The organism is Mycobacterium sp. 852002-51057_SCH5723018, from assembly GCF_001667035.1.
GTDB lineage: Bacteria > Actinomycetota > Actinomycetes > Mycobacteriales > Mycobacteriaceae > Mycobacterium.
The window spans coordinates 17,840-30,743 of sequence record NZ_LZIR01000111.1 but is presented as its reverse complement, the minus strand read 5'-3'; the positions used below and the strand labels follow the sequence as shown (position 1 = coordinate 30,743).

At 69.4% G+C, this 12,904-nt stretch carries 12 protein-coding genes and 1 pseudogene; 4 read left to right on the top strand and 9 right to left on the bottom strand.

Annotated features, from left to right (window positions below; genetic code table 11):
• Positions 1 to 14: 14 nt before the first annotated feature.
• The 3 genes from A5764_RS22445 to A5764_RS22435 form a co-directional block, all read right to left on the bottom strand.
• Positions 15 to 1,010, bottom strand: coding sequence for an Ig-like domain-containing protein (locus tag A5764_RS22445; protein WP_067117400.1), 996 nt, complete (start codon positions 1,008 to 1,010; stop codon positions 15 to 17).
• Between the two features lie 120 nt (positions 1,011 to 1,130).
• On the bottom strand, positions 1,131 to 2,363 hold the full coding sequence (locus A5764_RS22440) for an MFS transporter (protein WP_067117397.1): 1,233 nt from the start codon (positions 2,361 to 2,363) through the stop codon (positions 1,131 to 1,133).
• A 120-nt stretch (positions 2,364 to 2,483) separates the two neighbouring features.
• Entirely contained in the window at positions 2,484 to 2,786 is a 303-nt protein-coding gene (locus A5764_RS22435; protein ID WP_067117394.1) for a metal-sensitive transcriptional regulator, read from the bottom strand.
• A 108-nt stretch (positions 2,787 to 2,894) separates the two neighbouring features.
• Between A5764_RS22435 and ilvD the strand changes: the two genes are divergently transcribed.
• Positions 2,895 to 4,631 (top strand): dihydroxy-acid dehydratase, encoded by a 1,737-nt coding sequence (gene ilvD / locus A5764_RS22430; RefSeq protein ID WP_067117391.1) that lies wholly within the window; start codon positions 2,895 to 2,897, stop codon positions 4,629 to 4,631.
• Positions 4,632 to 4,697: 66 nt separating this feature from the next.
• On the opposite strand, the gene A5764_RS22425 is transcribed toward ilvD, so the two are convergent.
• Positions 4,698 to 5,138 carry an SPW repeat protein gene (locus tag A5764_RS22425; protein WP_067117387.1) on the bottom strand — a complete coding sequence of 147 codons (441 nt, stop codon included), beginning with the start codon at positions 5,136 to 5,138 and terminating at the stop codon, positions 4,698 to 4,700.
• A 246-nt stretch (positions 5,139 to 5,384) separates the two neighbouring features.
• On the opposite strand from A5764_RS22425, the gene A5764_RS22420 reads away from it, so the two are divergent.
• A complete protein-coding gene (locus tag A5764_RS22420) occupies positions 5,385 to 6,368 on the top strand; it encodes a nitronate monooxygenase (protein WP_067117384.1) in 984 nt (327 codons plus the stop codon).
• 23 nt (positions 6,369 to 6,391) lie between these two features.
• Here the strand turns inward: A5764_RS22420 and A5764_RS22415 are convergent, their stop codons facing one another.
• Complete coding sequence (locus tag A5764_RS22415) at positions 6,392 to 7,051, bottom strand: O-methyltransferase (protein ID WP_067117381.1); 660 nt, start codon at positions 7,049 to 7,051, stop codon at positions 6,392 to 6,394.
• Between the two features lie 110 nt (positions 7,052 to 7,161).
• Here A5764_RS22415 and A5764_RS27780 point away from each other — a divergent pair, with 110 nt between their 5' ends.
• The gene (locus tag A5764_RS27780; RefSeq protein WP_082951845.1) at positions 7,162 to 7,305 is read left to right on the top strand and encodes a metallothionein; all 144 of its coding nucleotides are present in this window, start codon (positions 7,162 to 7,164) and stop codon (positions 7,303 to 7,305) included.
• 48 nt (positions 7,306 to 7,353) lie between these two features.
• Here A5764_RS27780 and A5764_RS22410 read toward each other — a convergent pair whose 3' ends face one another.
• From A5764_RS22410 to A5764_RS22395, 4 genes are all read right to left on the bottom strand, one after another.
• Positions 7,354 to 9,429, bottom strand: a complete 2,076-nt coding sequence (locus A5764_RS22410) for a beta-glucosidase (protein ID WP_067117712.1) — start codon at positions 9,427 to 9,429, stop codon at positions 7,354 to 7,356.
• 47 nt (positions 9,430 to 9,476) lie between these two features.
• A complete protein-coding gene (locus tag A5764_RS22405; protein WP_067117379.1) occupies positions 9,477 to 9,998 on the bottom strand; it encodes a TIGR04338 family metallohydrolase in 522 nt (173 codons plus the stop codon).
• Positions 9,995 to 10,744, bottom strand: coding sequence for a DUF2786 domain-containing protein (locus A5764_RS22400; protein ID WP_067117376.1), 750 nt, complete (start codon positions 10,742 to 10,744; stop codon positions 9,995 to 9,997). The genes A5764_RS22405 and A5764_RS22400 overlap by 4 nt, the downstream gene beginning before the upstream one ends.
• Before the next feature lie 267 nt (positions 10,745 to 11,011).
• Positions 11,012 to 11,848: an alpha/beta hydrolase gene (locus A5764_RS22395; protein WP_067117372.1), complete on the bottom strand. Its 837-nt coding sequence runs from the start codon at positions 11,846 to 11,848 to the stop codon at positions 11,012 to 11,014.
• On the opposite strand from A5764_RS22395, the pseudogene A5764_RS22390 reads away from it, so the two are divergent.
• Positions 11,799 to 12,904, top strand: a pseudogene (locus A5764_RS22390) (sigma-70 family RNA polymerase sigma factor). The gene A5764_RS22395 and the pseudogene A5764_RS22390 overlap by 50 nt on opposite strands.

Below are 12,904 nucleotides of genomic sequence, written 5' to 3'. Positions count from 1 at the left end.
GCGTCTGCTGGGGGCTACGTCATCCAGTCGCTGGATCCGTCGTTCTTCTTGTAGTCGCCGCCGGACGAGTTCTTCACCACGATGGGGTCGCCCGGGCCGAAGTTGTCGAAGAACCACCTCGCGTTGCTGGGGCTGATGTTGATGCAGCCGTGGCTGACGTCGCGCTTGCCCTGGTCATCCACCGACCACGGGGCGCTGTGCACGAAGTCGCCGACGTTGTCGAACCGGACGGCCAGATCGACGGTCACCTTGTAGCCGTACGTCGAGTTGACCGGAACCCCGTAGGTCGAGGAATCCATCACCACCGAGGGCATCTTCTCCTGCACGTAGTAGGTGCCGTTAGGCGTTTGGTGATTACCGGCCGACATGCCCATCGACATCGGGATGGTCTTGTCCACGGTGCCGTTGCGGGTGACGGTCAGCTGATGGGTGGCGTCGTCCGCCGTGGCGATCAGCGTGTCCCCGGTCTGGAAGCTGGACACCGTGCCGCCGGCGTCAACCGTCACCGCGGTGTGCGCGGGCCAGAAGCTCAACGGGCGCCAGCGCAGCTGCGTCGGGGTCATCCAGTAGAACTTGCCGGGCACCGGCGGGACCGACGACACGTGCACGGCGTCTATGGCGGCGCCCGCGTCGTCGACGCGCGCGGGGAAGTTGATGATGATCGGCTGGCCGACGCCCACCGTCGCGCCGTTCTTCGGGACGAACGCCGGGGGCCCGAATGGCGGGGTGCCGGTGAACGGCGCCGGGTTCTGCCCGGTGGCGGGGCCGGCCGCCACGGGTTGCGCACCCGGGAAGGGCAACAACGGCGGCTGTGGGGGCGCCAGCGGGTCAGCGGCAGGCGCCGGCACCGGCGGGCCACCCGGGGCGGCGACCGCCCCCGGATCGCCCGGAGCCGGATCGGGGTCGGCCAGCGCGGGACCGGCGCCCAGCACCAGCGCAAAGCCCAAGGCTGAAGCCAATCCGGCGGCGTTCAGAGCGGCGAAAAGGCGTCCCCTTCTGCGGCCCAACATATGCATCCCTCCAGTCACGTTCTTTCGAACACAGTGTGGCATAGCCGCAAAGCCAGCTACCCGTTTCGGCTACTGACAACGGCCGTATTAGCGCCACGATGGCGTCGCTGAGCTGCCGAGCTATGAATCCCGTGAACTTGGCGGCGCAACGTCGAGCATGTGGCGGTTGGCCGCCATGGCGGCCAGGGCCACCCCCATCAGGCCCGCCGAGGCGGTCAACATCAGCGCGATGTTGCGCTCGTACAACAGCCCACCAGCCAACGAGCCGGCCATGATGCCCACCTGGAACGCCGTCACGTATAGCCCCGACGCCCCGTCGGGATCGTCGACCCCGTTGCGCATCGCGGCGGATTGCATCATCGGCGACACGGCGGTGGCCATCGCTCCCCACAGCACGATCGCGCCGGTCCCGATCAGGGCGGCGGCCGGGGTGGCCTGGCCGAACGCCAGGGCGGTCAACACGACGAACGCGGCCGTCAAACCGGCCAAGCACAGGATGACGGCGCCGCGCGGCCGCCGGCCCCGCGGCCGCGCCACCATACCGACGGCGAGCACCCCGGCGGCCCCGTAGGCTGCCAGCAGCCACGCCAGGTTGGGTCCGCGCACGCCGACGACCTCGCGGATGACCTCCACGATGTAGGTGTACGAGACGAAGTGGCCGGTGACGCCGACCATGGTGATCAGGCTGACGACGATCAGCCGGCGGTTGCGGTGGTGACGAGCCCGCGGCCCCACGCACTTGAGCTGGTCGGCGGACAGCACCATCTCGGGGAGCAAGAGCCGGGCCGCGACGGTGACGGCGGCCGCGGCGACGGTGACGCAGACCACGGCCAGCCGCCAGCCCCACATCAGGCTCATCGCGGCCGTCAGGGGGCTGCCGACGACCAGCGCCAGGCTGGTCCCGATGTAGATCGACATCGTGGCGCGGCCGGCGTGGCTGGGCGGCACCAGCCGGGTGGCGATCGGGGCGATGACCGACCACAGCAGCCCGTGGGTGACCGCGCACAGCACCCGCCCGCCCGCCAACACGGCGAAGTTGGGCGCCAGCGCCGAGATGACCTGGGAGGCGGTCAGGCAGACCAGGCTGAACACCAGCGCGCGCCGCCGCGGCCAGTGCGCTGTCCAGCGCACCAGCGGGAACGTCGAGATGGCCGCCACTAGGGCGTACCAGGACAGCAGGGTCCCCACCAGGACCACGCTGACCTGCAGGTTGCGCGCGATCGCTGAGAGCGCGCCGACCGGCAGGATCTCCGCGGTGACGTAGGTGAAGGCGGCCGCCGCCAACACAGCCAGCTGCGCCGCGACCCGTGGCGTCCACGTTCGCGCGGCGATGGTGGCGGTTTCGGCTGTCATGGCAGTGGTCGCTCAAGGTGTGGCGATCGGCGAGGCGAGGCTGTTGCTAGATCACGCTGCCCCTACGGTACGCACTGCGGGAACGGGTTCACCAAAGTAAGCGTTTCAACACGCCCGCGATCAGGAACGTACCAGGCGCGCGATGGCGGCCGAGGCTTCGGCCAGCTTAGCTTGAGCCAATTCCGGGGCCTCTGGCCCCGTCTCGGCGACCGCCCGCGTGACGCAGTGGTTCAGGTGCTCGTCGAGCAGATTCAGCGCCACCGAACGCATGGCGCTGTTGACCGCGCTGATCTGGGTGAGCACGTCGATGCAGTACTTGTCCTCCTCGATCATCCGCGCGATGCCACGCACCTGGCCCTCGATGCGCCGCAGCCGCTTGGCGTAATTGTCCTTCTGTTGCGAATATCCGTGTGCGGTCGTCATGTCCGGTGTCCAACCCTCCCTACGCCCTGGTTAAGCGAGTCTACCGCATACCCCGACGGGGTATGACCCGCGAAGTTGCGGCCGGACCGGCCCGCGCATACTTGGACGATGGAGTTTGGCCAGGTCCCCACCACCGATTCGGCGCCCGCCAAAAGGGATGCCGACATCAAACCGCGTAGTCGTGACGTCACCGACGGCCTGGAGAAGGCCGCCGCCCGCGGCATGCTGCGCGCGGTAGGCATGGAAGACGAGGACTTCGCCAAGCCCCAGATCGGCGTCGCGTCGTCCTGGAACGAAATCACGCCGTGCAACCTGTCGCTGGACCGGCTCGCCAAGGCGGTCAAGGAAGGCGTGTTCTCGGCCGGCGGCTATCCGCTGGAGTTCGGCACGATTTCGGTGTCTGACGGCATCTCGATGGGCCACGAGGGGATGCATTTCTCGCTGGTGTCGCGCGAGGTGATCGCCGACAGCGTCGAGACCGTGATGCAGGCCGAGCGGCTGGACGGCTCGGTGCTGCTGGCCGGGTGCGACAAGTCGCTGCCCGGGATGCTGATGGCCGCCGCGCGCCTGGACCTGGCGGCGGTGTTCCTCTACGCGGGCTCCATCCTGCCCGGGCGCGCCAAGCTGTCCGACGGCAGCGAACGCGACGTCACGATCATCGACGCGTTCGAGGCGGTCGGCGCGTGCGCCCGCGGGTTGATGCCCCGCGAGGACGTCGACGCCATCGAGCGCGCGATCTGCCCCGGCGAGGGCGCGTGTGGCGGCATGTACACCGCCAACACCATGGCCAGCGCGGCGGAGGCGATGGGCATGTCGTTGCCGGGCAGCGCGGCGCCCCCGGCCACCGACCGCCGGCGCGACGGGTTCGCGCGGCGCAGCGGCCAGGCCGTCGTCGAACTGCTGCGCCGCGGCATCACCGCCCGCGACATCCTGACCAAGGAGGCCTTCGAAAACGCGATCGCGGTGGTGATGGCGTTCGGCGGCTCGACCAACGCGGTGCTGCACCTGCTGGCCATCGCCCACGAGGCCGACGTCACGCTGTCGCTGGAGGACTTCAGCCGGATCGGGTCGAAGGTGCCGCACCTGGCCGACGTCAAGCCGTTCGGCCGCCACGTGATGTTCGACGTCGACCGCATCGGCGGCGTGCCGGTGGTGATGAAGGCCCTGCTGGACGCGGGCCTGCTGCACGGTGAGTGCCTGACGGTCACCGGCCGGACCATGGCCGAGAATCTCGCCGCCATCGCCCCGCCGGACCCGGACGGCAAGGTGCTGAGGGCGCTGGGCGACCCGATCCATCCGACGGGCGGGATCACCATCCTGCGCGGATCGCTGGCCCCCGATGGGGCGGTGGTCAAGACGGCCGGCTTCGACTCCGACGTGTTCGAAGGCACGGCAAGGGTTTTCGACGGCGAGCGCGCCGCGCTGGACGCCCTCGAGGACGGGACCATCACCGAGGGCGACGCCGTGGTGATCCGCTACGAAGGCCCCAAGGGCGGCCCGGGGATGCGCGAAATGCTCGCCATCACCGGCGCGATCAAGGGCGCCGGCCTCGGCAAGGACGTGCTGCTGCTAACGGACGGCCGCTTCTCCGGCGGAACGACGGGCTTGTGCGTGGGGCATATCGCGCCGGAGGCGGTCGACGGCGGCCCGATCGCGTTCCTGCGCGACGGCGACCGGATCCGGCTCGATGTCGCCGCCCAGGTCCTGGACGTACTGACCGATCCGGCCGAATTCGATTCTCGGCGCGCCAATTTCACTCCGCCGCCGCCGCGCTACAAGACCGGTGTGCTGGCCAAGTACGTCAAGCTGGTCAGCTCGGCCGCGATAGGCGCAGTCTGCGGCTAGGCCTGTCGGTCGTGGTCCGCACGGCTCGGCGGCGCGTATTAAGTTGTGGCCGAACGGGCTTCGGAATTATGCGTGGGCGCTTGCCTCGCGCGTGCGCATGCCGAAGTAGGTGGCGTTCAGGCCCAGGAAGGTCAGCAACACGCCCGCGACCACGTTCGACCAGATCATGCCGGCGGTCGGTGTGAAGCCCGGCAGAATCCACAACGAGACGACGACCCACACGCCGAGCACCGGCAGCGTCCAGGTCATGCCGTGCGCCCGGTCCAGTGTCGTCGCGAACCCATATGCCAAGAACGCCATCGCGATCCCGGCGATAAGGTCATTCGTCGCAAGCGACGCCGCCGCGCTGAATCCCACGATCCACGGTGACGCAGCCACATACAGAGCCGTCAGCAAGGCCAGGCCGAAAGTGACGTGCGCGCTCATCGACTCGGCGACGCGCTCGTAGCGGGCACGCAGAGCTAATAAATCGGGGTGGTGATCGATTGATGAATGGACTGTACTCATTTTGCAACCTTTCCGTTACACAGCAGGCTAATTGGGCTCATTGGTTAACCCACCCATCTATCCCGACATTACGCTCGATCGCCGCGCGCCAGCAACGAAGAACCGGGCCCTCGACGGCCCGACTCGACCTGGATGCGCAGCTACCCCAGGGCGCCGAGTGCGGGCCCTAGGTACGGCATCTGCCGCCTTGAATTCGTCCCTAGGCCCCACGCTCGCGTACTCACCGGCCGCGTAGCGTGACAGGACATGGACATTGCCGACCGGCTGCGGCTCGACCTTCCGATCGGCCAGGCCGGAATGGGGGGCGGCCTGGCAGGCGCGGCATTGGCGGCCGCGGTCGCCAACGCTGGGGGCCTTGGAACCCTGGGCCTGGTCACGCCGCGCCAACTTCGGGCGGCGATCGAGGAAATGCGCGAACGGGCACCAGGCCGCGCCGTCGCGGTAAACCTGTTGATGCACTTCGTCAATCGCCACCACGTCGCGGTGTGCGTACAGTCCCGGGTGGACGCGGTCGTGCTGGCGTTCGGCGAGAAGCGCCGGCTGGTGGAGCACCTGCGCGGGGCCGGGATCTTCGTCTTTGTGATGGTCGGCACCGAAACCCAGGCGCGCGCCGCGGTCGCCTGGGGCGCAGACGGTTTGATCGCTCAGGGACGCGAAGCCGGCGGCCACCTGGTGGGAACCATGCCGGCCCTGGAGTTCCTACCGCATGCGCTCGCGGCTGCCGGGAACCGTCCGGTGTTTGTGGCCGGAGGAATCGCCACGGGGGCCGACACCGGCGCAGCACTGACCGCGGGAGCCACCGGCGTGATCGCCGGTACGCGGTTCCTGTTGACGCACGAGGCCAACGCGAGCCGGGAATATCAGCGGCGAATCCTGCACGCCGACAACACCATCGAGACGAACTTGTTCGGCCTCAGCTGGCCGCTGCGCCACCGCGTCGTGCCCAACGCCGCCACCCGGCGGTGGTGCGGCGACAACGGGAAGGCCAAGGCGCTGCCTGCCGCCCTCAACGCGGCCAGCCGCCCGCTGTCCGTGCTGGGCTACTTCGACGCGGGCGCGTTGATGCGTCTGCAGTCGACGAGCCGTCCGTTCTTCACGCCGCTGGCGCCGGTCGCCGGCGTGCCGGACTCCTGGGTGGATCGCGCCGCCCTGTATGCCGGCGAAACCGCTTTGCGCATCGGTGAACTCACGTCGGCCGAGCAGGCGGTCAAGGAGCTCGGCCCGCGCTGACGGCCCCGCCGCTGCCGCACCCACTAACGCACCAACGCGAACGCGAACCCGTCCCAGTGCTTGGCCCCGACCGTCTGGATCACCGCGGTGTCCAGCCGAGGGTGTTCGCCCATAGCCTGCAGCGTTTGGCGCGTCGCGGAGATCCTGGGATCGTCGGACTCCGGTTCCAGTATCCTGCCTTCGCGAATGACGTTGTCCACCACGATGACTGAGCCCGGACGCGCCAGCCGGGCCGCCCACTCGAGGTAGGCGGCATAGTTTTCCTTGTCGGCGTCGATGAACACCAGGTCGAACGGGCCCCCGGCCAGCGTCGGCAACGTATCCAGCGCGGCGCCCACGATCACCTCGACACGGTCGGCGACGCCGGCCCGCTGCAGGTTGGACCGCGCAACCTCGGCGTGCTTGGGCTCGTATTCCAGCGTGACCACCCGTCCCTGCGGGCCGGCGCCGCGGGCCAGCCAGATGGTGCTGAAGCCACCCAGCGTGCCGATCTCGAGGATGCGCCGCGCCTGCGTCGCTGCGGCCAGCAGACACAGGAATTTGCCCTGCTGTGCCGATACGGCGATCTGCGGCAGCCCGGCCGCGTTGCTGGCTTCCAGCGCCGCCGTCAGCGCCGGATCGTCGCCAACCACCGTGCTGTCCAAGAATGCATCGACGTCTTGTGGGGTGGGGTTCTCGGTCATACCGTCCACGCTAATGCGGCCCGCCCTTTACGGCATACCGGTAGGGGGTATATGGTGAGGGCGGTGGTTGTTCCCACACCACGAATCAACGACAGAGAAGGGTGATTCGAATGGCAAACTACGAGGCGGGAACCTTGCTGACGTGTGGCCACGAGGGCTGCGGGTGTCGCGTTCGCATCGAGACCCCTTGCCACTGCTCCGGCGGGGGCGAACCGTACCGCTGCACCTGCGGCGACGAACTGACCCCGGTCTAGTAGCACTCCGGCCGGTCGTGCGTTCGAGCCTCACCTCTTTGTTGCCAATCAGCGCGCGAACGCACGGCCGGCCAGGTCAACCTCGGCCGCCAGCCGCAGGGCGAGCGCCGACGCACCCACCGCCACCGTGTAACCGCCTGGCGTGATGCGCCAGGCTTTCGCGCCGCCGTCGTAGCGGGCGAGCAGGCGCGGATCGGCCTCGATGGTCACCCGGCGCGTCGCACCGGGCTCGAGTTCGACCCGCTCGAAGCCGAGCAGCCGCAGGCGTTGCTCCCCGGGGGCCGCGGTCAGATACACCTGCGGCACGTCTGCTCCGCCGCGGTCGCCGAGGTTGACGACGCTGAAGCTGGCGGTGACGCTGTCACCGCCGGTGACCACCAGGTCGCGGTAGCCGAACTTGGTGTAGGACAAGCCATGTCCGAACGCGAACAGCGGGGTGTGGCCGGCTTTGGCGAACCACCGGTACCCGACATCGGCCCCTTCGAGATACTCGATGGTGGTCGGCTCCCCCCACGGCGCGCCGGCGCCGGACAGTTCCGGGCGCGGCGTCTGATCGAGGTCGACCGGGAAGGTGATGGGCAGCCGGCCCGACGGATTGACCCGGCCCGCAAGGATTTCGGCGACGGCCCGGCCACCCGCCTGGCCCGGATACCAGGCCTGGACGATGGCGTTCACCGAGTCTTGCCAGGGCATGGCCACCGGGTTGCCGGTTTCCAGCACCGCGACCGTGTTCGGATTGGCCGCGGCTACGGCGGCGATCAGAGCGTCCTGCCCCCACGGCAGCGACAGGTCGGCGCCGTCGAAGCCCTCCCCTTCGGCGCGCACCGCGAACACGATCGCGATGTCGGCCGGCCGCGCCGCCAGCACCGCCTCCGCCGGACTGAGGCCGGGATCAAACTCGATGTGCGCGTGCGGAAACTGCTTGCGCAGCTCGGCGAGCGGGCTCGACGGCATCAGGTAAAGATTGCGCATCCCGGCCTCCAGGCCGGCGCCCCCGATCGGGATGACGCCGGCATAGCCGCCCGGAGGCACGACGGCGCTCGACCCGTAGCCGGCCGGAACACCGAGGTGGGCGTAACCGCCGATGACAGCGATGCGGGCGGTCGACTCGGGCGCCAGCGGCAGCACCCCGCGGTTGGTCAGCAGCACGATTCCCTGCCGGGCGACCTGCAACGCAATCTCGTTGTGCGCGGCCAAGTCCGGTGCGAGCGTGGCTTGGTGCCGGTCGACGCCGACCGCGAACATCGACCGCAGGATCCGCCGGACCATGTCCGACAGGCGCTCGGCGGGCAGCCCGCCGCCCGCGTAGGCGGCCCGCAGGGGCTCACCGAACGCCTCCGACTGCCACAGCAGCGCGTCGATCTGCGGGCCACACTCTTGGTCGAGGCCCTTGAGCGCGCATTCCCAGGTCGGCGTGCCGCCCCAGTCGGACATCACCCAGCCCCGGTATCCCCAGTCGCCCTTGAGCACCTCGTTGATCAAGACGTCGTTCGCCGCGGCGTAGTCGCCGTTGACCTTGTTGTAGGCCGTCATCACCGCTCCGGGCTGGGACCGCTCGATGGCGATCTCGAAGGCCAGCAGGTCGGATTCGCGATGCGCGTCCGGGTCGATCACTGCATCCAGCCAGTGCCGGTTGGTCTCGTTACAATTCAGCGAGTAGTGCTTGACGGTCGAAACGACGCCTTGGCGCTGGATGCCGTTCACCGATTCCGCGGCCATCGTCGCGGTCAAAAGCGGGTCCTCGGAAAGGTATTCGAAATTGCGGCCGTTGCGCGGGTCGCGGGCGAGGTTCATCGCGCCGGCGAGCTGCACGTTGAACCCGCGGCTGCGCGCCTCGCGACCGATCACCTCGCCGGCGGCGCGGGCCAGCGCCGGGTTGAAACTGGCCGCCAGCGCCAGCCCGGCCGGCAGCGCGGTGGCCGTGTCGCCCGGTCGGTAGCCGGGGTTGGTGACGCCCAGGCCCGCGTCGCTCATCAGCAGCGCCGGGACGCCGAGCCGGGGCACCCCCGGCACATACGCGGCGCTCATCGGGACGCCGGGCGGGATGCGCTCGTCGCGCGCCGGAAAGAGTTCGCTGGCCCCCATCACCCCGACCAGCAGCGAGAACCGCTCGTCGTCGGTCATCTGCGACTCGACCTCGCGCGCCCGGACATCCGGGTCGACCGGTTTGTTCAACGCACACCCTCTTTGGCGTACACAACGCGCAGCACGTGCCCGAGTTCCGGGCCCATCACCAGCTCGGCCAACTCACAGATCGTCGCGACGAACTGCGGACCGTGCGGCGGCTCGGCCCGGCACAGGTGATGCGCCACCTCGTGCAGCACCACCAGCTCGCGCAGCGCCCAGTCGCCGGTGTGGCGGTCGGGAACCGCGATGACGCCCGCGCCGTCGTGGTTTTCGTAGTGCGCCGCGGTGGCGGCCCGCCGCACGCGAACCCGCAGCGGCGGCACCCGCGGCCACCGTTGCCGGACCGCTGGCAGCGCGAGCACGTCGTCGACGTAGCGCTGCACGGAAGCCACCGATCCGAACCGGCCCTCGGGCGGCAGCGTCAGGTGCGCGCCGAAGAACTCTACGGCGGGGGATCCATGCTCGGCGGCGCGATCGAACAACGTCCGGACGAATTCCTCGGCCGCGTAGACCTTCGCGCGCTGGGAATCCCTCGTAGACGGCTCTTGCGCGCCGGCCGGGGTCACCGGCGCAGGGCGCTCCGGGCGCCGGGCAGCTCGGGGCTGTTCCCCAGCCGCGCGCGCCGCCCGGCCCGGTCACCCGCGCGTCGCGCCGACGACGAGTACCCCGCCGACGCCCGGTGCGCCTGCCAGGTGCCGCGCGCCTTAGACGTGCTCTGATAATGGTCGCGCAGCTCGATCTCCTTGTCCCGCAAGGCGATCGCGGTTCCCGGCGGGCGACGGCGATCCTTGGTCGCCTCGCGAGTGGCCTGCTCGCGGGCCTCGGCCAGGCGCTGACCCACGCGGGCGCCGAAGGCGAGCTGGAAGTTGAGCCGGGCGGTGATCGTCGGCGTGGGCCGATGCGCACCCGAGGAAAGATAAGCGTCCGAAGCCCGCACCATCTGGACGACCAGGCTGGCGTAGAGGGCGTGGGTGGCGTCGATGTCCTCGGCGAAGCCGTACGCGTACAGAAACGTCGAATTCGAGGCCACGTCGCAGCGCACGTCGTTGGCCGTCGCGATCAGCACAAAGAGCTGCACGTAGGTGCGCAGGCCCTTGGTGCCCGCGGCCCCGATGGTGATGGTCCGCTGCGTCGGCGCCTGCGCGGGCGAGCGGTTGACCGCGTGCGAGCGCGCCACCGCCAGGTCGATGGAGGCCCCCGTCGCCAATCGTTGCGCGGCGCTCATGAAGGCGTCCGCCTCGTGCGGGTTGTCGGTGCCTTCGGCCTGACGCAACAGCGCGGCGATGCGAGCCAGCATTTTGTCGTCGGTCATCTGCGCCACTCCTCCTCATCGCTTCGCGCTGCATCGTCGCCGGCGTCGGTCATCTGCGCCACTCCTCCTCATCGCTTCGCTCTGCATCGTCGCCGGCGGGGTCATCTGCGCCGCTCCTCCTCATCGCTTCGCTCTGCATCGTCGCCGGCGGGGTCATCTGCGCCGCTCCTCCTCATCGCTTCGCGCTGCATCGTCGCCGGCGCGAGTCATGCCGCCAAAACTACTGGAGCGATACGACACTGGGTCGGTGGCAGAGCCGACGGCCCGTCACAGCCGTTTCGAGATCCAGGAGACCACGTCGGCGAGCACCTGGTCGCGCTCCGGCTCGTTGAAGACCTCGTGGAAAAGCCCCGGGTAGACCTTCAGCTCGACGTCGCTGGATCCCACGCATTCGACCAGGCGGCGGCTGCCCTCGACGGGGATGAGCCGGTCGTCGCCGCCGTGCACCACAAGTAGCGGCGCGGTCAGGGCGGGCGCCCGCTGCGGCATGGTCTCGCCGACCTGCAGCAGCGCGCGGCCGACGCCGGCCGGAACCTTCCCGTGATACACCAGCGGATCGGCGTTGTACGCGGCCACCACCGCGGGGTCGCGGGAGATGGCGTCGACGTCGAGTTCCTGCGCCGGCAGACCGGGTACCAGCACACCGAGCACCTTGGCGGCGAGCACCATCAGCGGCGACACCTGATCCTGGGCCGCCACCGCCGGCCCCGACAGCACCATCAGGTCGTAGTTGTCCGGGCGTTCGACCCCGTAGGCGAACACGATCCCGCCGCCCATGCTGTGCCCGAGCACCACGCACTTGAGGCCGGGGTGTTCGCGGGTGGCGATGCCGACCAGGGTGTCGAAGTCGGCGGTGTACTCCGAGATGTCCCGGACCAGCACCCGCTTGCCGCCGGAGCGCCCGTGGCCCCGGTGATCCAGCGCGTAGGTGACCAGGCCCGACTTGCCGAAGCACTGGGCGACGTGGTCATACCGGCGCGCATATTCGCCGAGCCCGTGCGACAGCACGACCACCGCCCGCGGCGCCGCGTCCGGCGTCCAGACGTCGTAGACGATGCGCACGCCACCGACGCCTTCGAAATTACGTTCAGTGCGCGTAGTCATTAACGTGCAGCGTAATGTCTCAAGGGTTTTAGCGTGTCGCAGGCACTGCGTAGGCTCGTGTCCGTGAGCGTGCTGACCGAAAACCCTGGAGGCGGCCCGGCGGTCGGCGGGGATTTCTCCGCCAATGCCGAGCCGTACCGTCGTGAATTGCTCGCGCACTGTTACCGGATGACCGGGTCGGTGCACGATGCAGAGGATCTGGTGCAGGAGACCCTGCTGCGGGCCTGGAAGGCCTATGACCGGTTCGAGGGCAAGTCGTCGATGCGGACGTGGTTGCACCGCATCGCCACCAACACCTGCCTGAGCGCGCTGGAGGGCCGCCAGCGCCGGCCGTTGCCGACGGGACTGGGAGCCTCCAGCTCGGATCCGGCCGCCGAGCTGGTGGAACGCCGCGAGGTGCCCTGGCTGGAGCCGCTGCCGGACGTCACCGACGATCCGGCGGACCCGTCGGTCATCGTCGGGTCGCGTGAGTCGGTGCGGTTGGCGTTTGTTGCTGCGCTGCAACACCTTTCGCCCCGGCAGCGGGCGGTGTTGCTGCTGCGCGACGTGCTGCAGTGGAAGGCCGCCGAAGTGGCGGCGGCAATCGGCACCACCACCACCGCCGTCAACAGCCTGCTGCAGCGGGCCCGGTCCCAGCTGGAAGCGGTCCAGCCCAGCTCCGGCGACCGGTTGACGCCACCCGAGTCACCGGAAGCGCAGGACCGGCTGGCCCGCTACATCGCGGCATTCGAGGCCTACGACATCGACCGCCTGGTCGAGCTCTTCACCGCCGAGGCGATCTGGGAGATGCCGCCTTTCGTGGGCTGGTACCAGGGCCCGCGGGCCATCATCACGCTGATCCATCAGCAGTGTCCCGCCGAGTCGCCGGGCGACATGCGACTGCTCCCGCTGATCGCCAACGGCCAACCGGCCGCCGCCATGTACATGCGGGACGGGGACGTGCACGTGCCGTTTCAGCTGCACGTGCTGGACATGACCACCGACGGGGTGTCACACGTGGTGGCCTTCCTCGACGACACATTGTTCGCCAAATTCGGGCTGCCCAGTTCGCTGTGA